Annotated in this window: 19 protein-coding genes and 1 pseudogene; 8 read left to right on the top strand and 12 right to left on the bottom strand. The window is 73.8% G+C overall.

The annotated features are described in order from the left end of the window. Positions 1–30 precede the first annotated feature (30 nt). Complete coding sequence (locus ACH4PU_RS05910) at positions 31–1,395, bottom strand: rhodanese-like domain-containing protein (protein WP_398266616.1); 1,365 nt, start codon at positions 1,393–1,395, stop codon at positions 31–33. Between the two features lie 251 nt (positions 1,396–1,646). After that, positions 1,647–2,336, bottom strand: a complete 690-nt coding sequence (locus tag ACH4PU_RS05905) for a rhodanese-like domain-containing protein (protein ID WP_398266613.1) — start codon at positions 2,334–2,336, stop codon at positions 1,647–1,649. A gap of 1,374 nt (positions 2,337–3,710) precedes the next feature. On the opposite strand from ACH4PU_RS05905, the gene ACH4PU_RS05900 reads away from it, so the two are divergent. Together ACH4PU_RS05900 and ACH4PU_RS05895 are read left to right on the top strand one after the other, a co-directional pair. Continuing rightward, positions 3,711–4,013, top strand: coding sequence for a hypothetical protein (locus ACH4PU_RS05900; RefSeq protein WP_398266610.1), 303 nt, complete (start codon positions 3,711–3,713; stop codon positions 4,011–4,013). Positions 4,014–4,202: 189 nt separating this feature from the next. Beyond that, positions 4,203–5,162: a hypothetical protein gene (locus ACH4PU_RS05895; RefSeq protein WP_398266607.1), complete on the top strand. Its 960-nt coding sequence runs from the start codon at positions 4,203–4,205 to the stop codon at positions 5,160–5,162. A 576-nt stretch (positions 5,163–5,738) separates the two neighbouring features. Here ACH4PU_RS05895 and ACH4PU_RS05890 read toward each other — a convergent pair. Next, positions 5,739–7,007, bottom strand: a complete 1,269-nt coding sequence (locus ACH4PU_RS05890; RefSeq protein WP_398266604.1) for an MFS transporter — start codon at positions 7,005–7,007, stop codon at positions 5,739–5,741. 95 nt (positions 7,008–7,102) lie between these two features. Here ACH4PU_RS05890 and ACH4PU_RS05885 point away from each other — a divergent pair, with 95 nt between their 5' ends. Then, a complete protein-coding gene (locus tag ACH4PU_RS05885) occupies positions 7,103–7,687 on the top strand; it encodes a CGNR zinc finger domain-containing protein (protein WP_398266601.1) in 585 nt (194 codons plus the stop codon). An 84-nt stretch (positions 7,688–7,771) separates the two neighbouring features. On the opposite strand, the gene ACH4PU_RS05880 is transcribed toward ACH4PU_RS05885, so the two are convergent. The 3 genes and pseudogenes from ACH4PU_RS05880 to paaK form a co-directional block, all read right to left on the bottom strand. Next, entirely contained in the window at positions 7,772–8,080 is a 309-nt protein-coding gene (locus ACH4PU_RS05880) for a penicillin acylase family protein (RefSeq protein WP_398266976.1), read from the bottom strand. Positions 8,081–8,146: 66 nt separating this feature from the next. After that, a pseudogene (locus ACH4PU_RS05875) lies at positions 8,147–8,491 on the bottom strand (penicillin acylase family protein); the annotation flags it as partial. Between the two features lie 166 nt (positions 8,492–8,657). Next, on the bottom strand, positions 8,658–9,944 hold the full coding sequence (paaK, locus tag ACH4PU_RS05870) for a phenylacetate--CoA ligase PaaK (RefSeq protein ID WP_398266598.1): 1,287 nt from the start codon (positions 9,942–9,944) through the stop codon (positions 8,658–8,660). Between the two features lie 210 nt (positions 9,945–10,154). Between paaK and ACH4PU_RS05865 the strand changes: the two genes are divergently transcribed. Beyond that, on the top strand, positions 10,155–10,391 hold the full coding sequence (locus tag ACH4PU_RS05865; RefSeq protein WP_398266594.1) for a DUF397 domain-containing protein: 237 nt from the start codon (positions 10,155–10,157) through the stop codon (positions 10,389–10,391). Between the two features lie 191 nt (positions 10,392–10,582). Here the strand turns inward: ACH4PU_RS05865 and ACH4PU_RS05860 are convergent, their stop codons facing one another. Further along, positions 10,583–11,314, bottom strand: a complete 732-nt coding sequence (locus ACH4PU_RS05860) for a leucine-rich repeat domain-containing protein (protein ID WP_398266591.1) — start codon at positions 11,312–11,314, stop codon at positions 10,583–10,585. Between the two features lie 127 nt (positions 11,315–11,441). On the opposite strand from ACH4PU_RS05860, the gene ACH4PU_RS05855 reads away from it, so the two are divergent. Continuing rightward, positions 11,442–11,942: a hypothetical protein gene (locus tag ACH4PU_RS05855; RefSeq protein ID WP_004942599.1), complete on the top strand. Its 501-nt coding sequence runs from the start codon at positions 11,442–11,444 to the stop codon at positions 11,940–11,942. A gap of 61 nt (positions 11,943–12,003) precedes the next feature. On the opposite strand, the gene ACH4PU_RS05850 is transcribed toward ACH4PU_RS05855, so the two are convergent. Together ACH4PU_RS05850 and ACH4PU_RS05845 are read right to left on the bottom strand one after the other, a co-directional pair. Beyond that, positions 12,004–14,055, bottom strand: a complete 2,052-nt coding sequence (locus ACH4PU_RS05850) for an N-acetylmuramoyl-L-alanine amidase (protein WP_398266587.1) — start codon at positions 14,053–14,055, stop codon at positions 12,004–12,006. A gap of 226 nt (positions 14,056–14,281) precedes the next feature. Beyond that, positions 14,282–15,397 (bottom strand): aminoglycoside phosphotransferase family protein, encoded by a 1,116-nt coding sequence (locus ACH4PU_RS05845; protein ID WP_398266584.1) that lies wholly within the window; start codon positions 15,395–15,397, stop codon positions 14,282–14,284. Between the two features lie 354 nt (positions 15,398–15,751). Here ACH4PU_RS05845 and ACH4PU_RS05840 point away from each other — a divergent pair, with 354 nt between their 5' ends. Next, entirely contained in the window at positions 15,752–17,251 is a 1,500-nt protein-coding gene (locus ACH4PU_RS05840; RefSeq protein WP_398266581.1) for a hypothetical protein, read from the top strand. A gap of 37 nt (positions 17,252–17,288) precedes the next feature. Here the strand turns inward: ACH4PU_RS05840 and ACH4PU_RS05835 are convergent, their stop codons facing one another. After that, entirely contained in the window at positions 17,289–18,731 is a 1,443-nt protein-coding gene (locus ACH4PU_RS05835) for a PP2C family protein-serine/threonine phosphatase (protein ID WP_398266578.1), read from the bottom strand. A gap of 347 nt (positions 18,732–19,078) precedes the next feature. Between ACH4PU_RS05835 and ACH4PU_RS05830 the strand changes: the two genes are divergently transcribed. After that, the gene (locus ACH4PU_RS05830; protein WP_398266575.1) at positions 19,079–20,506 is read left to right on the top strand and encodes a HEAT repeat domain-containing protein; all 1,428 of its coding nucleotides are present in this window, start codon (positions 19,079–19,081) and stop codon (positions 20,504–20,506) included. Between the two features lie 122 nt (positions 20,507–20,628). Then, the gene (locus ACH4PU_RS05825; protein ID WP_398266572.1) at positions 20,629–20,841 is read left to right on the top strand and encodes a DUF5302 domain-containing protein; all 213 of its coding nucleotides are present in this window, start codon (positions 20,629–20,631) and stop codon (positions 20,839–20,841) included. A gap of 64 nt (positions 20,842–20,905) precedes the next feature. Here ACH4PU_RS05825 and ACH4PU_RS05820 read toward each other — a convergent pair whose 3' ends face one another. Next, entirely contained in the window at positions 20,906–22,129 is a 1,224-nt protein-coding gene (locus ACH4PU_RS05820; RefSeq protein ID WP_398266569.1) for a beta-ketoacyl-[acyl-carrier-protein] synthase family protein, read from the bottom strand. Next, on the bottom strand, positions 22,126–22,404 hold the full coding sequence (locus tag ACH4PU_RS05815) for an acyl carrier protein (RefSeq protein WP_398266566.1): 279 nt from the start codon (positions 22,402–22,404) through the stop codon (positions 22,126–22,128). Before ACH4PU_RS05815 ends, ACH4PU_RS05820 begins: the two co-directional genes overlap by 4 nt. Positions 22,405–22,629: the final 225 nt, after the last annotated feature.

Here is a 22,629-nt window from a genome sequence, read left to right as displayed (position 1 = left end):
CGTACCTTCTGTGCGGGTGGAGCAAGGGATTCATGACCGGATGAGGTTCAGGCCCGCGTCGGCGGCCGCCTCGAAGCCGTCATCGACGGCGACGACCTGTCGTCCGGCCGCGTCCAGGAGAGAAGCGGCGATCGCCGCGCGCATCCCGCCGGCGCAGTGCACCCACACCGTGCCGTCCGGCACGTCGCCGACCCGGCCGTGCAGTTCGTGGAGCGGAATGTGCGCGGAGCCCTCGATGAAGCCGTTCGCACGTTCGGAATCCCGGCGCACATCCAGCACCACCACGTCCTCGCCGCGCTTGTGTGCGGCGGCGAGGCCGGCGAAGCCGGCGCGGGGGAAGACAGCGAGCCGTTCCCCCTGACGGACCCAGGCGGCTGGATCACCGGTGGCGGCGGCGGCCGGGCGGTCGATACCGACCCGGGCCAGCTCCCGCTGCGCCTCGGCAATCTGCGCCGGGGTGTCGCCGAGCAGGGTGACCGGCTTGCCCCACGGGATCAGCCAGGCCAGATAGGTGGCCGGCTTGCCTGTGCCTTCGAAGTTGAACGATCCGGCCACATGGCCGTCGGCGAAGGCGACCCGGCTGCGCAGGTCCACCACCCACTCACCCGCCGCCAGCCGTTCGGCGATCTGTGCGGCGTCGGCGGGCTCGGGCGGGGTCAGGTCGACGGGCCCGGGTCCGGCGGCGTTGGCCGGGCCCATGTGCGTGTAGTAGGCGGGCACGTTCTCCAGCCCGTCCAGGACCCGCTTCACGAAGTCGTCGACATCCAGGGTGAACGCGTCGTTGCCGGCGCGTTCCTGGCCGATCGTGCTGGCATCGCCCTCGGCCTGGGAGGAGGAGCAGAAGCTGCCGAAACCGTGCGTGGGCAGCACCGGCACCTCGTCGTCGAGTGTCGCCGCCAGCCGGTGGACGGAAGCGTGCTGGGCACGGGCCAGTTGCTCGGTCAGCCGCGGGTCCACCAGGTCCGGTCGTCCCACGGAGCCGATCAGCAGCGAGCCGCCCGTGAAAGCAGCCACCGGGCTTCCCTCCTCCTCCAGGACGTACGAGGTGTGGTGCGGGGTGTGACCCGGGGTGGCTATCGCGCGCAGCACCAGGCACTCGTCCACCTCGGACACGTCCCCGTCCGCGACAGGAACGCGAGGGAAGGAGACGCGGGCCCCGACCGGGACGAGGTAGCGGGCGCCGGTGAGGCGGGCCAGTTCCAGCCCGCCGGAGACGTAGTCGTTGTGCAAGTGCGTCTCCGCCACGTAGGCGATGCGCACTCCTCGCCGCGCAGCGAGGGCGATCACCTGATCCACGTCCCGCGGCGGGTCGACCACGACCGCAGCCCTCCGACCCCCTGCCAGATAGCTACGGTTGCCCAGCCCCTCGAACTCCAGGGTGTCGACGAAAAACATGGCGTGACTCCTCTCCGGGCTGGTGTACCCGGGTAGTTCCGTTTCGGGAAGCCGCCGCCGAAGCTCCGGAACCGTTGCGCCACTCCGAACCGCTCGCCATATCCGCGGTTCTCATTTTCTGGGTCATCGCGCAAACGGTCGCCGTCTGGAATGACGGTAGCGAATTTTCCGAAGACTGCGGGCGGACGGCGTATCCGGCCGGCCTCATACCGGCGGACGTATGCGACGGTTGTCTGCCGGGTTTGCTTTCGTCAGCTCTCGCGCACCGCATCTGCGACGCGATCGCCGTTGTTCTGTGCGCTTTCGCTCCCGGGAAGGACGACCGGCAGCCCCGCTGCTTCCCACGCCTCAAGGCCGCCCGCCACGCTGTAGACGGAAGACCGGCCCGCGCGGATCGCCTGCACGCCGCCCTGCGCGCTGCGGTCGCCCGTGCGGCAGACGAAGGCCAGTGGGCCGTCAGGCAGATCCGACAGCGACGCCGGCAATGTGCTGAGCGCGGCGTGGACGGCGCCGGCCGGGCGACGCGCTGCCCATTCATCGTCTGCACGGACATCGACCAGCGTGAGTCGCCCCTCCTCGGCGCGGCGACGTGCCTCAACAGGAGACAGGTCAGCGGGCACGCGACCGTCGCCGGAACTCGGGCTCTGCGGAGGCAGGACCGTCCGGATCGCCTCGTAGTTCGAGGCATGGGCGACGGCTATCCGCTGTCCCATCATCGGGCAGACATTCATTGCCTCTTCCCAGTGGCGGGTGGATTCCCATTCCGCCACGTTGACGAGAGGGAATCTGCTTCCCGGAACGATCGTGCGGAACATGTACGTCCGGATGAAACCGGGCTGCGCCGCCATCACCTTCGCGGCATCCTGCCATGCGGCGAGATAATCGGCTTCCTTTTCCTCATCGATCTCGATCGGAATGATCACGACGTGGCGACTTTCCATCCGCTGCTTCCTCACGTACTTCGACCACCGACATGCCGCTCGTGTCGGTGGTGAGCCGGAACCGTCGGGACACACCCTGCACACACGGGTCCGCAGGTGACGAATCCTCTTGCCGAACCGGCAAGATGGTCGGCGTGGGCCCGGCCCTCAGCCGGCCGGCGGGCCACCGCCGACGGCGAGGTACCGGCGCGCCTTGCCAGTTCGCGAGAGCCTTTGCGGCGTCCGTGGCGCCGTCGCACGCTGATGGCATGAGCGAGTTCGAGCCGATACGAGTGGATGAACAGGCCTGGGACGTCGTGGTGGCCGGGGGTGGGACCGCCGGCCTTTCCGGGGCTTTGAATCCGGCCCGGGTGCGCCGGCCGGTTCCGGTGATCGACAAGGGGGAACCCCCGCAATGCTCCGGCTGCCGGTGCCCATGGTGTGCTCGGCCGCGAGGGTATCTCTCCTCCGGGGCTATTGCGGCTCGGGCGCGAGGAGGTCGCGTCGTACGGCGGTCATGTCGTTGCGGGGCAGGTCACGCGGATCTCCCGGGACGGCGCGGGCTTCCGGGTTGTCACCGAGGAAGGGCAGCACCTACGGACACACAGAGTGCTGGTGACCACTGGTTTGGTCGATGTGCTGCCGGACGTGCCAGGCCTGGCCGAACGGTGGGGTCGGGGCGTGCCGCACTGCGTGTACTGCCACGGCTGGGAAGTCCGGGGCAAGGTCAGCGGGGTGCTCGGCGACTTCCACCATGCGCTGTTGTTCCGTCAAGTGTCCACGGACGTCACGCTGTTGCTGCACACCGCGACGGAACTGACCGACGAGCAGGGGGAGAAGCCGGCTGCTCTCGGCGTCGACGTGGTCGACGGTGAGGCCACCGGGCTCGAGGCCGACAGCCAGGACCATCTGGCGGGCATGCGGCCGGCATCGGGAAGGGGGTGCCGGCCCGCCCCCCACGGTTCCTCGCGCGCGGGTTTCCTGCGCGAGCTGGGCGTGACGATGCAGGAACACCCCATGGGCCTGGGGGAGCAACTCCAGGTGGACGCCTCCGGGTTCTCCCGGTGCAGGTCGTCGCGGCCGCCCTCTTGGGAGACGCCGAGGGGGAGTTCGTGCGGACCGTGGATGTGCTGGTCGCGAGAGCCGGGCCAGCGGGGGCATGACAGCACAGCGCCTCGCCCGGTGGGGCGCCACCGCCCTCGCCGTGGGCCCCTGCCCGGCCCCCGTCCGCCAACTGGCCGGAGAGTGGCTCCACCCGGCGGGGGTGAGCGCACCGCACCGGATGGGAATCATCACCTCAGGCCGGGAACGCACCGCACCCGCGGGTTCCGGCTGCACGCACCTGACGGGAAACCTCCGCCGCACCGCCCCTATCCCTACGGCACCGATGTGAGCATGTACCACCATGTCCTCGCCGCGTTGCTGCTACGCACGGTGCGCGCCACCCCCGGCATCACGTTCCGCCAGGGAGAACGGGGCACGGCCGTCAGGACGGCAGGCCGCGCCCGCGCCACCCGAGAGGCGGTGACCGCCGGGCTCGTGGCCGGCGCGGACGGCCGCTCCTCCACCGTGCGCCGCGTCCTGCGCCCCGTCGACGGACAGCATGCGGACGGGCATACGGATGTTCGGTGTATCGCCGTCGTGGACGTCGACCAGAGCGTCGGAGCCCAGGGAGGGCATGGACTCCCCGGCGGGTGACCACAGAACCTGTACGGGATCGATCACGGCTCTCGTCCTTCCCGAGGCCGGAGCCGCCGGCCCCGCGCACAGCGTCACACCGACCCCACGGCGCCGCGACACAACACGTCCCTCACGGGTGAGCGCGGAGCGGCGTACCCCGGCGGCTGACGCCGAAGGCCGGAAACGACCGCGTCATACGACGCCCCGGTGGGGAGATACGAGCGGTCGCTCGAACTGGGCAATGTGGGGGTCGCCTTGGGGTGGAAACAGGCATTCGACGACGCGATGAACGAGCTGCGGGAGATCCGCGAGAGGCTGGAGCGGCTCGACGACCCGACGGTCGGGCTGGCCGCGCTGCACGGGGGCGTCACACAGAGCCGCCTGAAGATCCAGGAAGCCGTACAGACGGGCGTCACCGGACTGCGCGAGGAGAACCGGGAAGTACGCCGACGGCAGGACCGGATGACCGGTGACCTGAACGGGACCCGGGCCGAACTGTTCCGGCAACTGGGGGAGCTCGCCGACCTGCTGCGCGCCGCGGCCCCTCCGGCCGCCGCTCCGGAGCCGCACCCGGGGGACCCGGCCGCCGCACCGCACGTGGACACCACGCCCGACATCGACCGGCAGGGGGAGACCGTGGAGAACACCGGACAGCGACCGCAGCCTCACGGCGAGGAGACCGACGAGGCTTCCGCCCTCAAACGCGCGATCGAGACCGCCTACCACGGCGCGGAGACCGGCGGGCCGGCCGGGACGCCACCCGCCGCGCTCCGGCCACCGGAGCACCGCTCCGAGGACCCGCGTGTCGAGCACGGCGTGCTGCTCCTGAAAGCCGCCGGTGTGGCGTCCACCGAGCTCGTCGCTCATCGCGACACCTGGGAATGGCTCTGCGCCCTGGCCGTCCGCCACAGCCACTTCCGTACCCCGCCGGCGGTGGAGGACGCCAAGGACGGCCGTATCCAGACGGTGCTGTCCGGCCGCTCCCTCATCGCTTTGCTCATCGAACTGTGGAACGCACGTTCCACAGTCGCCTCCCTGGACGCCGACTGGGCCCTCGCGGCGACCGCCTACCACCGCATCGCCTCCGAACTCGCCACCGTCTCCGGCCGGGGCGAAACCATCCGCATCGTCCTCGACGACGGCCTCCCGCGCACCAAGGAGGGCTGACCGGACGAACGCGCACGGTCCCGCGCGTGGAAGGCCGTTGCCGCCGTATGCCATGCGGCTTCGCGCCGATGGGCAGCGGCGGGCATCGGCCGGCAGCGCGACGGATGAGTACACAGGAGGCACCGAGCGCAGGCTGTCCGGCGCGACGCGCGTGTCCGTGCTCACGGTCGGGGGGCCGGTGCGCTGCCATGCGGCGGGCTGTGAAACGCCGCGCCACGGAGGCGAAGGAAAACGCTACCCTGACCGGGCAACAGCGCAGCTCACGAAGGGTCTTCCCCGCGCGAGCGGGGGTGGTCCGCCGTATCGCCACCATGTGTAGGCGTATTTGATGTCTTCCCCGCGCGGGCGGGGGTGGTCCGACTCCCGCCCGTGGCGTGGGCGACGGGCTGCGGTCTTCCCCGCGCGGGCGGGGGTGGTCCGGAAGGCAGCGTCCACGTGGCGGTGCCCGCGCTGTCTTCCCCGCGCATACGGGGTCGGCCCCCGCGGCTCGGTCGGAGGGCGCGCTCCCGTGTCTTCCCCGCACCCCGCGGGGAAGGCCCGCCGGGCGGACACGATAAGCGGCCCCGCCGCTTGTCCTCACACGCCGGACGGGCAGGATTCCGCGTCCGCCCGGCGTTCGGCGGGGCCGCCGCGTTCGCGCGCGGCCGGGCCGTTCCCGCGTCCTCCGCCACCTCCTCGGGCCCGGGTCGCCCCCACCACCAGCACCAGCAGCGCCAGCAGCTCGAACGCCGCACCCGCCCACGGCAGCGACCCCAGCCGGCCCGCGCCCACGATGAGGCCGCCGAGGGCGCCTGCCAGGGTCTGGCCCAGGTAGAGGGCGCTCTGGTTGAGGGCGAGGAGCATGTCGCCGTGCCGGCCGCCGATGTGCAGCAGGCGGTGCTGGATGAGCGGGAAGGCACACCAGTGGGCGAACCCCCACGCGGTGAGCGCCACCGCCGTGCCCGCGGTGGAACGCAGGGCGGGGGAGAGGACGGCGAGGACGACGGCGAGCAGGGCGACGGACGTCGCGAGGGCGGCACGCGGATCGACACGGTCGGCGAGCCGGCCGCTGGCCATCACGCCGGCGAATCCGCCGACGCCGAAGAGCAGCAGCAGCCACGGCCGCAGGCCCGTCCCCACGTGCCCAGCGCGGTCGAACAGGGCGCCGAGGTAGGTGTAGACGACGAAGGTCCCGACCACCCAGAACGCCGTGACGAGCAGCGCCGAGGGCGCGTGGCGGACGCGGAACACGGCCAGTCGCTGCCGTACCCCCGACCCGCCCGGGCCCGGTACCGACGGCAGGGCGGGCCAGAGTCCGGCCAGCGCGACCAGGGCCAGCAGGGCGACGAAGCCGAACGCCCAGCGCCAGGACGAGAAGTCGCCGATCGCGCTGCCCAGCGGCACGCCCAGGGCGATCGCCGTGGTCATGCCCGCGTAGACGAGGGCCAGGGAGCGTCCCCGCCGCTCGGGCGAGGTGATCCCGGCGGCCACCGCCGACGCGGTCGAGGCGTAGATCGTCGCACCGGCGCCCGCGACGGCCCGGCTGAGCAGCAACACGGCGTAGGACGTCGCGAAGGCGGACAGGGCGTTCCCGGCCGCGAACACGATCAGCACCGCCACCAGCAGCGTCCTCCGGTCGACGGTCGACGTCAGACCCGCCAGCACCGGCGCGGCGACGGCGTAGGTGAGGGCGAACACCGTCACCGACTGGCCGGCCGCCGCCGTGGACAGGCCCAGGTCGCCGGCCATCGAGGGCAGCAGCCCCGAGACGATGAACAGGTCCGTCCCGATGGCGAACATGCCCAGCGCCAGCAGCCAGATCCGGGCCCCGCCCCCGCCCCTGTCCTTCGACGTTCCTTCCGCCACGGCCATCATCGCGCCCACCCCTCTCCGTACCCCACCCACCGGAGTAACCGGTTGTGTGGTTACTTCGTTTGTGGCCGGTAACCTCACATGGGGTTATGAGTGCGGAGCAAGAGCGTCAGGACCGCGACTGGGTCTGGTACGGCACCCGGATCAGCGTCGACTTCGTCAACACCCGCCGCGACCGCTGGGCGGGCGGCCGGGAACTCCTGCGCGAACCGGCCGACCTCACGGCCTGGTTCGAGGCGGCCGCGATCGGCCCCGCCTGCATCCCCGTCGACGGGCCCCTGCTGGCGCAGGCCGTCGAGCTGCGGGAGGCCGTCGACGCCGGGCTGCTCGCCGTCGTCGAGGGGACGGCCTTCCCCGCCGCCTCCCAGCGGGTCCTCAACGCGTGGCTCGCCCGCGCCGTCGAGAACCCGCCCCGCCTCGACGTCCGCGACGGCGTCCCCGTGCTGACGGCCGGCGTCCCGCCGGTGGACGGGCGCGGCGCGCTCAGCCGGATCGCCGTGGACGCGGCGGAGATGTTCGGCGGCGCGGACCGCGACCGGCTGCGCGTCTGCGCGGGCGAGCGGTGCGGCGCCCGCTTCTACGACAATTCGGCCGCGCGCAAGCGGCGTTGGTGCTCGATGGCGGCCTGTGGCAACCGCGCCAAGGCCGCGCAGCACCGCCGGGCGCGCGCCTGAGCGTCCCCGACGCGCACGGGGCGCGCCACGACGACGCGGCGCGCCGCGTCAACGGGCCCGAGTCACCTCACCGTTGGGATCACCTCACCGTTGGGCGACCCGCACCACCCGCAGCCCCGGCGACGCGAGGACGTCCCGCTCGCAGAACCGGCCGCGGATCATCCGGCCGTTCGAGAACAGCCCGGTCTGGTCGCTCGCGTGGGCCGACGCGGGGTCGTCGGACTGGGAGTACGTCAGCAGCGTCCGCGCCGTCACCGGGCAGGAGCCGCCGTCGAAACCCACCGCCTGGACGTAGCTGGTGCCCATGGACACCTCGGGGTAGACGCTGCGCGGCCCGTCCCAGCGGGCCCCGCCCTTGTTCCAGGCGCCCAGCGCCTCCGTACCGCCCGGCACGGGGATCCTCTTCCCCTTCCGCACCATGAACCGGTGCTCGCCCAAAAGCGCGTCGAGCGCGATGCCCGCCGGCCGGTCGAGCAGCTTCTCGACGGTCCGGGCGTCGCAGACGCCCCGGAAGAAGAGGTCGCTGGAGAGGTCGGTCGAGGCGTCGGAGAGCGAGCGGTCCGAGGTCGCGTCCGGCCCGAAGTGCCGGGCGCGCTCCCCGCGTACGGTGACGAAGCCGTCGGCCAGGGTGCAGACCGCGTCGGCGGCCTGCGCTCAGCCGTCGCCGAACCCGAGGTCCGCGCAGTCGTCGGCCAGGATGTGCGGGATGCCGTACTCGGTGTCGCGGATCACCGCCGACAGCCCGCCGGCGGACGGCCGTTCACCGCGAGTGGTGCCCGGTGCCGCCGCCGCGGCGGCGGGCAGGGCCCGGCACCGGTCAGCGGGACGAGCCCGCCGACGGCCAGGGCGTGGAGCGAGTGGCGCAAAGCGCAACATGCTTCCCTCGTTGAGGGACGACTCGAAAGACTCCCACGATGGAGTGACGGTTGAGGCGAACGCCCTTGCGCTCAGGGGGGGGCACCGGAGCTCGTCAGCGCTCGTCTACGAGGCGCCGGATCTTGCCCACCGACCGCTCCAGCGTCTCCGGCGGCACGATCTCGACGGCCACCGAGACGCCCACGTCGTCCTTCACCCGCCGGACGATCGTCTCCACGGCCGCCGCGCGCTGCTCCGGCGTCGCCCCCGGACGGGCCTCCGCCCGCACGGTCAGCCGGTCCATCCGGCCCTCCCGGGTGAGGCGGAGCTGGAAGTGGGGCGCGACGCCGGGGACCCGCAGCAGGACCGCCTCGATCTGCCCGGGGAACAGGTTCACCCCGCGGACGATGATCAGGTCGTCGCTGCGGCCGGTGATCCGGTCCATCCGGCGGAACACCCGGGCGGTGCCCGGCAGCAGCCGGGTGAGGTCGCGGGTGCGGTACCGCACGACCGGCATGGCCTCCTTGGTGAGCGAGGTGAGGACGAGCTCCCCGGGCTCCCCGTCGGGCAGCGGCTCACCCGTGACCGGGTCGACGATCTCCGGGTAGAAGTGGTCCTCCCACAGGTGCGGGCCGTCCTTGGTCTCCACGCACTCCTGCGCGACGCCCGGACCCATCACCTCGGAGAGGCCGTAGATGTCGACGGCGTCGAGGCCGCACCGCTCCTCGATCTCGCGGCGCATCTCCGCCGTCCACGGCTCCGCGCCGAAGACGCCGACGCGCAGGGAGGTGGCGCGCGGGTCGACGCCCTGCCGCTCCAACTCGTCGAGCAGGGTGAGCATGTAGGAGGGCGTCACCATGATGACGTCCGGCCGGAGGTCCCGGATGAGACGCACTTGACGGGCCGTCATACCGCCGGAGGCGGGGACCACCGTGCAGCCGAGCCGCTCGGCGCCGTAGTGCGCGCCCAGGCCGCCGGTGAACAGCCCGTACCCGTAGGCCACATGGACCGTGTCGCCGGGCCGGGCCCCCGCCGCGCGGAGGCTGCGGGCGACGAGGTCGGCCCACGTGTCCAGATCCCGCTCGGTATAGCCGACGACGGTGGGCTCGCCCGTCGTACCGCTGGAGGCGTGCAGGCGCCGGATCCGCTCGCGGGGCACGGCGAACATGCCGTACGGGTAGTGGGCGCGCAGGTCCGCCTTGGTGGTGAACGGGAAGCGGGGAAGGTCGGCGGGCGTATGGCAATCCTCCGGCCGTACCCCCGCCTCGTCGAACGCCCGGCGGTAGAAGGCGACGTTGTCGTAGGCGTGCCGCAACGTCGCCCGCAGCCGCTCCCGTTGCAGCGTCGCCAGCCCGTCGTGCGACAGGCGCTCTCCCGCGTCGAGCGCCGCGGCTGCCGTCATGACCCACCCCCACTGTCCCGACCGATCATTCGGTAGCTTCCTTCCGGGCAAAAGAACCAGCCACCGGCCGTGGACGTCAAGAGGCGGCCTCGGAATTCCCCTCACCCGTCCGGGCGATCCGCCTCCACGGCCGTCGGCGGCCTGTCCCGGACGCCGCCGGATCGCTAGGGTGGCGGGACGGAACACCCGCGACGGGGAGGGGAACGGCACGTGGCGAAGAGCGCGACCGAGCACCTGGCGGACGACCGGCGGCAGCGCCTGGACCTGGCCAACGCCACCTGGCAGTCGGGCGTTCCGGGCACGGGGGACGTCCAGATCGGCTTCATCGACGGCTACGTCGCCCTGCGCGACCGGCGCACTCCCGACGTCCCGGCCGTGATCTTCTCCCCGGAGGAGTGGCGCGCCTTCGTCGGCCTCGCGCGCGACGGGGAGTTCGACCTCACGTAGGGATCCGGCCTCGCGCAGGGATCCGACCTCACGTAGGGATCCGGCCGCACACAACGGTGCGGCCGCACGCGGCAGTCCGGCGTACATGGCGGCCCGTTCTCACATACCGGCCCGGTCTCACGTGGCGGTCCGGCCGCACACAGCGGGACGGGGTGTCCGGGCAGGCGGCCGCGCGGGACGAGCGGTCCGGCTCAGGCCAGCACCACACACCCGCGCCGGGCCAGCGCGTCCAGCAGGCGCGGCGCCGGATCGAGCGCGTTCCACCGCAGGTCCAGCTTCTCCAGCGACGGCAGCTCGGCCAGCCAGCCGGGCAGCTCCGTCAGATGGTTGGCCCGCAGGTCGAGCCGGCGCAGCGCGGGCAGCCCGCGCAGCGCGCCGGGCACGGCGGTGAACGCGTTCTCGCGGAGCTCCAGTTCCCGCAGCTCGCCCAGGCCCGTCAGGGAACAGGGCAGCTCCGTCAGGGAGTTGCCGCGCAGCCACAGCTCGCGCAGCGCCGTGAGCCGTCCGACGCCGTCCGGCAGGCGGGTCAGGCGGGCGTGCCGGGCCCGCAGTTCCACGAGAGCCGTCATCCCGCCGATCTCCTCCGGCAGTTCCGCCAGCCGGTTGCCGCTCACGTTGAGGTAGCGCACCCGGGACAGCCGGCCCAGCGTGGCGGGCAACGCGGTGAGCGCGTTCTCGTGCAGGTAGAGGCAGCCGTCGAGCCCGGTCAGCGCGCCCAGCTCTGGCGGCAGCGAGACCAGGGCGTTGTGCCCGAGGTCGAGGGTGCGCAGGCTTGCCAGCCGACCGATCCGGGCCGGGAGCTCCGTCAGCCCGTTCTCCGCGAGAATCAGCGTCCGGAGGCCCTCCGTCCGCCAGACCTCCTCGGGTACGTGCCCGAGCCCGCGCCGCCAGTAGTCGAGCGTGCCGTTCCGTGTCGTCCGCATCGTCGGTCCCCCGTCCCCCGCCCCCGTCTTCCTGGGGGGCGGTGACGGTACCAAGGAGCCGCCCATGCCCCGCCGGTCGGGGTCGCCCCGGGGGCGCCGTGCCTCGTCGGGCACGTACGATGTGGGCATGTCCTTCCTCCGCCGCCGCAGCGCCGCCACCCCTACGGGGCCGGACTTCGACGTCCTCGCCATGGACCCCGGTGACTGGCCGGGCGACCTCGGAGCCGGGCTGCTGCCCGCGCCCGACGGCAGCTGCCAGGGCGTCTTCCTCCGGTACGACCTGTTCGGCGGGCGCGGCCCGGCGATGATCATCGGGAATCTGCCCGAGGGCTCCCCGGCCCGGGAGCTGGAGGAGGGCCAGGTGCCCTTCGAGGTGGCGCAGCTGCTGGCCGCGCTCGGCAACGACGAGCCGGTCACCGTGCTGGAGACCGAGGACACCCCGGTCATGCACGAGGACAACCTGCTGATCGTGCGCCGCCTGAAGTGCTCGGAGAGCCGCGTCTCCTGTACCCAGTTCGACCGCAGCGACGGCGTCCTCGTCACCATCGCCAGCTGGGACCGCCCGATCACGGACGACCTCTACCAGCTGCTCAAGCCGCTCCCGGCCGAGATGTTCCAGGCGGGCTGAGCCCGATCGCGCGCCTCCCCGGGCCGGCCCTTCGCGCCGGGCCCGGGGAGCTCCGCGTCCGTCAGTGGTTCGACGGGCGGACCGTCACGTCGTCCGCCCGGACGAAGGCCACCCGGTGGCCGAACTGGATCTCGTAGTACCGGTCCTTCCCCCGCACCACCACATGCTTCGCGGGGTCGAAGTCGTTCGCGTACAGATACTCCGCGGGACTCGTCTGGCCCAGCACGTACGCCTGCCCGGCGAGCAGCTTGTACGGCAGCGGCGTCACCGCCTGGACCGGCACCCCCGCCGGGTACGCGGCCTTCTCCGGGTACGCCCGCCCGTACACCGGGATCTCCTTCAGCCCCTCACGCGGCGTCACCAGCTTCCCGCGCGCCCCGACCGCCACCGGCTCCCACCAGGGGTCGCGGAACCACGCCCGCTGCCCCAGGTACCACACGGCCGTCCAGCCCGGCAGCCGGTCGGCGACCGCGAACTGCTGGCCGGTCGAGGCCCGGGCCCCGGTGTCGTTGACGTCGGTGGTCGACGCGCCGCCGTCCGGCCGCAGCCCGACGTCCCTGACCAGCGGCGCGTCGTCCCGCGGCGCCACCCGCAGCCGGACCGCGCCGGAACCGTGCGGTGCGCACTCCTGGCCCGGCTTCTCGCAGCCGGTGTAGACGGGCTCGTTGTCGTCGTAGTCGGGGGCGATCGTCACCATGCCGCTGAACGGGCTCGCCGTCGGATGGAAGGGCCGGCCCATCAGTTCGAAGTAGTGCGCCCAGTCCCAGTAGGGGCCGGGGTCGGTGTGCATGCCCTTGATCGTCGAGGGGACGGTGCCGGGGACGTTGTCGTGGCCGAGGATGTGCTGCCGGTCCAGCGGGATGTCGAGCTTCCGCGCCAGATGGCGGACCAGCCGGGCCGACGTGCGGTACATCTCCTCCGTGTACCAGGCGTCCGGGCGGGCCAGGAAGCCCTCGTGTTCGATGCCCACCGACTTGGCGTTCATGTACCAGTTGCCCGCGTGCCAGGCCACGTCCTTGACCGGCACGTGCTGGGCGATGTGGCCGTCGGTCGAGCGAACCGTGTAGTGCCACGAGACGTACGCCGGATCCTTTATCAGCTGGAGGGTCTTCTCCCAGGTGGCCTCCGTGTCATGGATGACGATGAAGTCCGCCTTCTGCGAGCGCGGCCGGTCGGACACGTCGTGGTTGCCGTAGTCCGACCCCTCCAGCCGCTGGTAGGGGGCGGGGACGGACTCGCACGCGACGCTCTCGGGGCACTCGGTGCCCTCGGCCGGGGGCACCGCCCGCCCCAGGCGATCCGCCTGCTCGCGGTGCGGGACCACGCGCGGTGCGGCGGCCAGTGCCACCCGCTGCCCGGCGTCGGTCGTCCGCCGGGCGCCGGTCCGGATCACCTCGAAGACGTCGTCGGCGAAGGTCCGCGCGGTCGCCGCGTCCGAAGCGCCCGACCAGCGCGCCACCGCCCCGTACCAGTCGGCGGCGTCACCCCCGGCCGGCAGGCCCAGCCGCAGCTGGGCGTCGGCGAGCAGGGCCGCGCCGCCGCGCACATTGGCGGCGGGGTCCGTGCGCAGCGCCTCCGGCCGCAGCCCGGTGAGGCCGGCGGCCCGGTCCAGGGTGCGGAGCCGCTCGGGGAGCGCGCCGGCCGCGGGCAGGGCGCGGTCGTCGGCCCGGTGCGGGCGGGCGGTGTCGCCCCGGGCGTCCTCGCCGGGCGCGCTGTGGTGCGCGGTTCCGGCGGAGGCGGCGAGGGCTCCGGCCGCGTCGGTGAGGTGCATCGGGCCGTAGCCGCCGGTGACGCTGGGCGCTCCCGCGTGGGCGTCCCAGCGCGACTGGAGGTAGGAGACGGCGAGCAGGACGCTCGACGGCACGTGGTACTCGGCCGCCGCCCGGGCGAAGTCCCGCTGGAGCGTGTCCGGGCCGCTCGCGGCGGCTGCCGTGCCCGCGCCGCCGGCTGCGGCATCGGCGGTCGGCAGGCCGGAGACGAGGGGGAGCAACAGGGCGGCCGACGCGAGCGCGCCGGCCGCCCTGCGGGCATGACTGCCTGTCCGGTGTTCCCGGGCTCTGTGCGGGGGTCTCGGTGGTGGCGTGTGCTCTGGACTGGGGGAAACAGCTCGCAAGGCAGCCTCCTCGAGGACGGGCCGGGCCGTACCGTGCGCCGGAGTGGTGGCGACCCGAACCTACCAAGCGGCGATGCCGAGCAGACGATCCGTTCATCAGACTGGAGCGGGTGTTATGGGCACGTCAACGCCTGGGCTGCGGGAACCTGCCGGACCCCTGAGCCGGAGGGGTGAACGCCGACACGCCGCGCTCGGGGCACGGCGTGTCGGCTGGGGGCGGCGGGCCTCAGCGGGTGCCCACCGCGGCTCGGACGGCCCGTCGGGCCATCGCGCAGTCGTCGTGCAGCCGCCGGAGCAGGAGCCGCTGCTCCTCACCGGTGTCCGGGGTGCCCGGCGGGAGCGGCTCCTGCTGGGCCCGCTGGACGGCCAGCTCGTACGTCCGGATCTCGCGGGTGAGGACGAGCATCAGATTCACCAGAAAGGCGTCACGGAACGGCGTACCCGGCGCCTGTGCGTGCTGGGCGATCTGCCGGCGGGCCAGCGGAGCGTCCCCGAGCACCGTCCACAGGGTCGCGAGGTCGTACCCCGGCAGGTACCAGCCCGCCTGCCCCCAGTCGACCAGCACCGGGCCGGCGGGGGAGAGGAGCATATTGGCGAGCTGCGCGTCGCCATGGCAGAACTGGCCCTGGACGTGCGCCAGTCCGTGCAGCAGCTTCTGCAGGTCGCCCATGTCCCGGTCGGTGAGCAGGCCGAGCTCGTGGAAGCGGGTGATGTGCTTGGCGTAGTCGAGCGGCATGTCGAACATGCCGACCGGCGGCTGCCAGAGGTTGACCCGGCAGACCGCGCCGAGCGCCACCCGTACGTCGGCGCGCGGCGGGGTGTCCGAAGGATGCCGCCGGACGGCGGCCGGACGGCCCGGCATGCGCTCGGCGACCAGGATGCCCTGCTCGGGGTCCGCGGCGATCATCCGCGGCACCCGGACCGGCGGACGGTGCCGCACGAACGTGCGGTACGCCGCTATCTCCTGACGGAACCGCTCGGCACCCGCGGGGGAGCGGTCGAGTAAACACTTCGCCACGGCGCCGGTGCGGCCGGCGGTGCCGACCAGCAGCACGGAGCGCCCGCTCCGGCGCAGCACCTGGCTCGGAGTGAACTCCGGGCAGACGTGGTGCACCGAGGCGATCAGCGCGCGCAGCTCGGGGCCGTCGGGGCCGGACAGGTCGATTCTCCCGCCGACCGGCGGTGTGCCGAGCCCCGAGCCCCTCCGCGCCCGTCCGTCCCCGAACGCGGCTCCCACGGCGTGGGAGGGGTCGAGGTACGGTCCGCCGCCCTGTGGCGGGCGGATCTGCTGCGGCCACGGGGGCCGGAGCGGAGCGGACACGGAGGCCGATGCTGCATACATGGGCGGAACAGATCCCTTCGTGTGCCGGCGAGTTGCGGCGCGCCCCCGGACCGCCCCCGCCGACGCGGGGACGCTTCCGGCCCCGCCGCCCGGAGGCCGGGCCCGGACCGGAACGGCCGCTCCGCTTCCGAATGCGCGTCGCATTCGCGGTGGAACGGTACGAACCGGGGCCGGGTCCCGGCCGTCGCGCACCCTGGGGAATGCGCGCCGGGTGGTCGGGGTGGCGCGTTCCTACATCACACCCGTCGATGGGTGGCACACCATCTGGCGGACCCTGGCGAACCCTGGCGAATAGTCGCCTGGCATCTGAGGGACCGCTACCTTCAAGTCAGCCGAGGAACCTGGGGGCTTGACGTGACGAGGGAACCCAACACCCGCCTTGCGGACCTGTTCGGACTGGCCGGATGGTCCAAGGGCGAGCTCGCGAGGCTGGTCAACCGGCAGGCGGCGGTCATGGGACATCCGCAGCTGGCGACCGACACCTCACGGGTGCGGCGTTGGATCGACATGGGGGAGTCCCCGCGCGATCCCGTGCCCCGGGTGCTGGCCGCCCTCTTCACCGAGCGTCTCGGTCGTGTCGTGACCATCGAGGACCTCGGGTTCGGCCGGCGCGGGCGAGCGGGCAAGGGACAGTCGCAGGACGGACTCCCCTGGCCGCCCGAGCGGACCGCCGCGGTCCTCACCGAATTCACGGGAATGGACCTCATGCTCAACCGACGCGGCTTGGTGGGCGCGGGCGCCGCGCTCGCCGCAGGCTCAGCACTCAGCGGGGCGATGCACGACTGGCTGCACTCCGATCCGGCGCTCGCCTCGGACGCCCCCCGTTTCGACGACCCTCTGCACCGTGCCTCCTACCCCGGCCACGCCGAGCAGGCGGGGTTCGACCGGTACGAGGCGGCCCCCGTGGGCTCGTCCGAGATCGACGAGCTGGAGCGCTCGGTCGACATCTTCCGCGCGTGGGACGCGGCCCGCGGCGGCGGGCTCCAGCGCAAGGCCGTCGTCGGCCAGCTCAACGAGGTGGGCGGGATGCTCGCGTACCGCCACCCCGAGCACCTCCAGCGCAGGCTCTGGGGGGTGGCGGCCAACCTGGCGGTGCTGGCCGGCTGGATGTCCCACGACGTGGGGCTCGAGCCCACCGCGCAGAAGTACTTCGTGATCGCGGCGCACGCGGCCCGGGAGGGCGGCGACCGGCCCCGGGCCGGCGAGGCGCTGTCCCGGGCCGCCCGGCAGATGGTGCACCTCGGCCGTCCGGCCGACGCGCTCGACCTGATGAAGCTCGCCACCTCCGGCTCGGGCGAGGAGGCACTGCCGCGCACCCGGGCGATGCTCTGCACCATCGAGGCGTGGGCGCAGGCGTCGATGGGCCGGGGCCAGGCCGTGCGGCGGACCCTGGGCCGGGCCGAGGACCTGTTCGTCGCGGACAAGGGGGACGTGCCCCCGCCGAGCTGGATGCAGATGTTCAACGAGGCGGACCTGCACGGCATGCAGGCCCTGGCGTACCGCACCCTCGCCGAGCACGACCCGTCCGCCGCGGCCGTGGCGCAGCGCCATGCCCTGGAGGCCCTGCGGCTCCGCGAGGGGACCAACCAGAAACGGTCGCTCATCTTCGACTACATCTCGATGGCCTCCGCCTGCTTCATCGACGATGATCCCGAGCAGGGCCGCGCCTACGCTCAGCAGGCGCTGGATTCCATCGGGGAGAACTCCTCCCACCGCACCTGGGACCGGCTGCGGGAGATGTACCGGCTCACCGGCAGGTACTCCGGGTTCCCGAAGATCGCCGAGCTGCGGCAGGAGATCGAGCGGGCGCTGCCCAAGGCGCCGGGCGGCCGGGGCCGGACGGCCACGGCCTGAGCCCGGGCGCGTACCTTCCGAGGCGGGCGAGAGGGCTTCAGGAAGCGACCCGGGCGACGAGCACGCACGCGTCGTCCTCCCGTACCGCCCCGCTCCACTCCTCCAGGACGGTGCGGACGCACTCCTGCGCGCTACGGGCCGCGGTGAACCGGGCCGCCAGCCCGGGCAGCAGGCCCGTCCCCCCGTCGGCGTCCGCGCCGTGGGGCGACAGGCCGCCGGTGTGCAGGACGAGGACGTCCCCGGGCAGCAGCCGCACCTCGGCCTGGGCGTAGCCGGCCCCGGTGACGGCCCCGAGGACCAGGCCCGCCGCCGGCGGTCGCAGTGCCCGTACCCGCCCCTCGCGGAACAGCAGGGGGGCGGGGTGGCCCGCCCGCGCCCACAGCAGGGTGCGGGTCGCGGCGTCGTAGCGGCAGCAGACCGCGCTGCCCAGGGCGGGCCGGTCCGAGACGCCGGCCAGGTGGTTGAGGCAGCCGAGCAGCGGGCCGGGCTCGGTGCCGGCCACCGCCATGCCCCGGACGGCGCCCAGCAGGACGGCCATGGCGGAGGCCGCGGCCACTCCGCGGCCGGTCAGTCCGCCCGCGCTCAGCAGGGTGCGGCCGTCGGGCAGCGGCAGGGCGTCGAACCAGTCGCCGCCGACGGCGACGGGATCCGTGGCGGGGAGGTAGCGGGCGGCCACGTCGAGCGTCCCGCCGGCGTCGGCCCGCAGCGGCTCCCGCCAGGGCGGGAGCACGGCCTCCTGGAGTTCGGCCGCCAGCCGCCGTTCGGCGACGGCCCGCCGGGTGTGCGCCCGGAGCGAGTCCCCGGTCGCGTCCACGGCGTCCCGGCTGCGCCGCAGCGCGGTGACGTCCCGCAGGACGGCCCACATGGCGGCGGTGCAGCCGTCGTCGTCGAGGACGGGCTCGCCCAGCATGTGCAGGGTGCGGGGGGAGCCGTCGGGGTGGACGATGCGGAACTCGCCGTCGATGGGCTTGCCGTCCACCAGGCAGTCGGTGACCAGCGCGGTCAGCAGCTCGCGGTCGTCCTCGACCAGCAAGGAGGGGAACTCGTCCAGGGTGAGGGCGCCGTCCTCCGGGTGCCGCCCGAGGATCCGGAACAGCTCGTCGGACCAGGTCACCTCGTCGGTCAGGAGGTTCCACTCGGCGCTGCCCGCCGGTGCCGGGGACGCCGGTGCCGGCGATAACGCCGCGGGTTCGTCTCCCGCGGTGTGGCCGGGGCCGGGGTTCCCGTCCCGCAGCCGGCCGAGGTGGGTGCCGAGGTCGTCCAGCTGGTGGGCGGCCAGCTCGCAGAGCGCGCGCCGCCAGCGTCCGAGCGGGTCGTCGGAGAACTCCTCGCCGGCCGTCTCGCGGCGGACCGCGTCGAGGCCGCCTCTCAGCCGGCGCGTCTGCGAGATGAGGGCGTCGACCGCGCCGGGGGCGGACGGCCCGCCCGGCGTGCTGCCCGCCGGGTGCTCCGCGGGTGAGGCTGAAGAAGGGGACGGCATCAGGTACTCCGATGGGGCGGGCGCGGCCGACGCCGGCGTGGTCCGCGAGAGCGGCCGGAAGACCGCGTGACGACTCCGGAAGACTGCGTGACGACTCTTGCACAGCGGGCGAGGGCCCGTAAGCCGTTTGGCCATACCCGATCCGGTGGTGACTCCGGCATATGCCAGGGGCGTGACGGAGTAAATCGGACAGAGGGTCGGCGGAACGCCCGACTCCGGGTAGGCTGCGGGCGCTCGGTCCCCGAGTCCCCACAGTTCACCAGGCATAGCCCGGGTGGACACCGGCAAGAATGCCGGACGACGGAAATCCCGTTGCCAGCCGACCCCCCGCACCGGATGCTGACCTCATGTTCGATCCAGACATAGCGCCCAGCGGCACCCTGCTCGGCCTCCTCCAGCGAGGCCGCGGCGACGGGACCCTGCACGCCCTCGCGGCGCCGCGGGCCGAGGCCCTCGCGGTGCTGAACCAGTGCGTGCTCCGCGACCCCCGGCGCGACTGGCAGGTCGAGAACCGGTCCCTGTACTACGCGCGGCTCTACCTGGATCTCGACGGCGACCTGGCGGAGATCGAGGAGCACCTCTTCCACCCGGACGACCTCCTCGACCCCGCGGAGGAGCGCACCGGCCTGGCCCTGGCCGTCCTCGGCCACCTCGCCTCGTACGGACGCGACGACGCCCTGGCGCTGCTCCGCCGCTACGCCGCCACGGGCGGCAACTGGAGCTGGGCCCTGGACGAGCTGGCCGTACGCGACGACGACGCCGCCCTGGCCGCCCTCGGCGAGGCCGTCGTCGCCCGCTTCCCGGAGACCCCCGAGGGCGAGGCCGCCCTGGCCGCCGCCGTACGGGACGCCTTCGAGCCCCGCCCCTGGCGCATCTGGGCCGAGGATCCGCACGCCCCCGCCACCGCCGCCCGGGTGCGCGCCGCGCGGGAGCAGGGCTCCTTCGACCGCTGGCAGCGGCAGCTCCGCCCGGCCGGCCCCCGGCCCGGCTGGAGCGTGCGCGAGGTGCTCGACTGGGCCCAGGAGGGCCTGGCTCTCCACCCGCCCCAGCAGCGCCACGTCCCCGCGACCCGCTGCCTCAATGCCGTGGCGGGACCCGAGGACCGCCTGGAGATCATCGAGGCGGCCGCCTTCGGTCCCGAGGCCGCCCGCGCCACCGCGCTGCGCTACCTCGCCGAACACGACGACCCGCAGGCCCTGGAGCTCATCGAGGCCGCCGCGGCGGACCCGTCCGGCGCCGTGGCGGACGCCGCCGTCACCGCCTTCGAACGCATGCGCGGCCCCGCCGCCCTGGAGCGCGCCCGCGTCTGGGTGCACCGGACCGACGCGCTGGGCGCCGCCGCCGCGGGCATGCTCGCCTGCCGGGGCGCCGCCTACGACGCGTCGCTCGTGCTGGGCGCCCTGCGCCGGGTGGTCCGCACCGAGGGCCCCGACGCCCCCGTGCTCTGGGACCTCGTCGACGGTGCGGGCCGCCTCGTGATCGGCTGCGCCGCGCCCGTCCTGCGCCACCTCTACCGCGAGACGTCCTCCTCCCATCTGCGCGGCCGGGCCGCCCGGGCGCTCGCCGCGACGGACCCCTCGTTCGCCGCCGGGTTCGCCGTCGAGTGCCTGTGGGACTGCGAGGAGACCACCCGCGAGCTCGCGGCGCGCCACGCGGCCACGGCGGACTCCCGGGTGGTGGACCAGCTCCGCCGGCTCGCCGCCGATCCGGCCGAGGAGGCCGAGGTCCAGACCGCGGCCTGCGACCGCTTCGGCCCGGACGCGACCCCGGTCTGACCGGAGGCGGCTCCCCGGCGGGCGGGGCGCGCCTGTTCCGGTGGCGATCCGCGCCCGACAGGCCCCGCCGCGCCCCTTTTGTGCGAAGCTGTGGCGAACACCCGTGTCTTCAGGAGGTATTGATGCCCGAATCACCAGCGGGAGAGCAGGGCGGCGCCGACACAGGCGGGGCCGCGGAGGACGATGTGAAGCGCCGGTTCCGCGAGGCGCTGGATCGCAAGCGGGGCAAGACGGCCGAAGGGGCCGCCGGCGCCCGCGCCCAGGACGGCTCGAAGGTCCACGGCACCCACGGGAAGGCCGGCGGCCAGCGGTCGTTCCGCCGCAAGAGCGGCTGACGGGCGGGACGGCCCGGGGCGGTCGACGCGCGGGCGGGCCCGGGGAGCACCCGGGCCCCGCGCGTCACACCCGTCGCAGCACCACGACGGCGTTGTGCCCGCCGAACCCGCACGAGTCGCTGACCACGGCCTCGACGCGGCACGGCCGCGCCTCCTTCGCCACCACGTCCAGGTCCAGTTCCGGATCGAGGCGTTCGAGGTTGGCGGTGGGCGGGACGAGCTGGTGCTCCAGCGTCAGCACGCCCAGCGCCGCCTCGACGGCCCCGGCGGCCCCGAGCATGTGCCCGGTCACGCCCTTCGCGGAGGTCACCGGCGGCGGACGGCGGCCGAACACCCGGCTGAGCGTGTGTCCCTCGATCCGGTCGTTCATCGGGGTCGAGGTGCCGTGCGCGTTGACGTGTCCGATGTCCGCCGGCTCCAGCCCGGCGTCCGCGAGCGCGGCCCTGAACGCCCTTTCCAACCCGGCTCCCTCGGGGTGCGCGGCGGCGTGGTGGTAGCCGTCGGTGGAGGTGCCGTGCCCGGCCAGCAGCGCCCGCACCGGGGCGCGCCGGGCGCGGGCGTCGGAGAGCCGTTCGAGGACGAGGATCCCGGCCCCCTCGGCGAGGACGAACCCGTCCCGGTCGGCGTCGAACGGCCGGCTGGCCCCGGCCGGGTCGTGCAGCCGGGTGGAGAGCGCCCTCATCTGCGAGAACGAGATCGACGCCATGGGGTGGCAGGGGGCCTCGGCGCCGCCGGCGAGCACCACGTCGCAGCGGCCCGCCAGCAGCAGGTCCCGGGCCGCGCCCAGGGCGGTGGTCCCCGAGGCGCAGGCCGTGGTCACCGCCATGCTGGGCCCGAGCGCCTGGAGGGCGATGCCGATCTCGCCCGCCGCCGCGTTCACGGTGACCCGGGGGACGGTGAGCGGTGAGACGCCCTCGAAGTCGCCCCGCAGCAGCTTGGTGAAGCCCCGCGCCGCCGTCTCCTTGCTCTCCGTCCCGACACCCACGACGACGCCGACGCGGGCGCCGTCCCACGTCGCCGGATCGAGGCCGGCGTCGGCGACGGCCTCCCGGGCCGCGGTCAGGGCCAGGTGGGCGAAGCGGTCCATGCGCCACGTCTGGCGGCCGACCACGGCCCGGACGTCGTAGGCGGGGACCCGGCAGCTGATCGGCACCGGCATGCCCGCGAGTTCGGGGTCGAGGGCGGCGGTCGGCTTCCCCGAGCACACGCCCCGCCAGGTCGCCTCGGTCCCCACTCCGGCGGGTGTGACCAGCCCCAGGCCGGTGACCGCGACCGGACCGGCGCTCACGCGGACGGGCCCGCGGGTCCGGCGACCGACTCGGGCGCCCGCTGGGCCGCCTCCACCGCGGCCACCGCCTCGGCAAACGTGGTGCGCAGGGAGAGCGGGTCGTCACCGGACGGGATCCGCAGACCCAGGTCGTCCTTCAGTACGCACATCAACTCCACCAGGGCGAGCGAGTCCATGCCGAGGTCTTCCATGGTGCTGTCGGGGTGGATGCTCTCCGTCGGGATGTCGAAGTACCGGCCCAAGCAGGACCTGATGGGCTCGTACAGAGACGTCATGCCTGTTCCTCACTGCCGAGGGCCGGGGGCCGAAGGGAGGGGCGTCGGCAACCTAACAAGCAGGCTGTATGACGATCGCCGACGCGCGCGGGACGGCCGGCGCGATGACACCTGTCCGGAGCAACACGCCGGGCCGCCGCACTCGGACCGCCCCTCGTCGTACGCCCTCTGCTCGGCCCCCGGCGATGTGCGGATAATGGGGGGTTCCGCGAGGACGGCCGACGA

It is taken from the genome of Streptomyces sp. NPDC021100 (assembly GCF_044333095.1).
Taxonomy (GTDB): Bacteria; Actinomycetota; Actinomycetes; order Streptomycetales; family Streptomycetaceae; genus Streptomyces.
The sequence above is the reverse complement of the archived record's forward strand: the minus strand, read 5'-3'. Positions and strand labels throughout refer to the sequence as shown.

Excerpts from the sequence above, each read along its gene's own strand:
- ACH4PU_RS05855 (WP_004942599.1), top strand. The coding sequence starts at position 11,442 with ATGTCCTTCCTCCGCCGCCGCAGCGCCGCCACCCCTACGGGGCCGGAC.
- ACH4PU_RS05910 (WP_398266616.1), bottom strand. The coding sequence starts at position 1,395 with ATGTTTTTCGTCGACACCCTGGAGTTCGAGGGGCTGGGCAACCGTAGC.
- paaK (WP_398266598.1), bottom strand. The coding sequence starts at position 9,944 with ATGACGGCAGCCGCGGCGCTCGACGCGGGAGAGCGCCTGTCGCACGAC.
- ACH4PU_RS05815 (WP_398266566.1), bottom strand. The coding sequence starts at position 22,404 with ATGACGTCTCTGTACGAGCCCATCAGGTCCTGCTTGGGCCGGTACTTC.
- ACH4PU_RS05830 (WP_398266575.1), top strand. The coding sequence starts at position 19,079 with ATGTTCGATCCAGACATAGCGCCCAGCGGCACCCTGCTCGGCCTCCTC.
- ACH4PU_RS05860 (WP_398266591.1), bottom strand. The coding sequence starts at position 11,314 with ATGCGGACGACACGGAACGGCACGCTCGACTACTGGCGGCGCGGGCTC.
- ACH4PU_RS05905 (WP_398266613.1), bottom strand. The coding sequence starts at position 2,336 with ATGGAAAGTCGCCACGTCGTGATCATTCCGATCGAGATCGATGAGGAA.
- ACH4PU_RS05825 (WP_398266572.1), top strand. The coding sequence starts at position 20,629 with ATGCCCGAATCACCAGCGGGAGAGCAGGGCGGCGCCGACACAGGCGGG.
- ACH4PU_RS05845 (WP_398266584.1), bottom strand. The coding sequence starts at position 15,397 with ATGTATGCAGCATCGGCCTCCGTGTCCGCTCCGCTCCGGCCCCCGTGG.
- ACH4PU_RS05900 (WP_398266610.1), top strand. The coding sequence starts at position 3,711 with ATGTACCACCATGTCCTCGCCGCGTTGCTGCTACGCACGGTGCGCGCC.
- ACH4PU_RS05835 (WP_398266578.1), bottom strand. The coding sequence starts at position 18,731 with ATGCCGTCCCCTTCTTCAGCCTCACCCGCGGAGCACCCGGCGGGCAGC.
- ACH4PU_RS05885 (WP_398266601.1), top strand. The coding sequence starts at position 7,103 with ATGAGTGCGGAGCAAGAGCGTCAGGACCGCGACTGGGTCTGGTACGGC.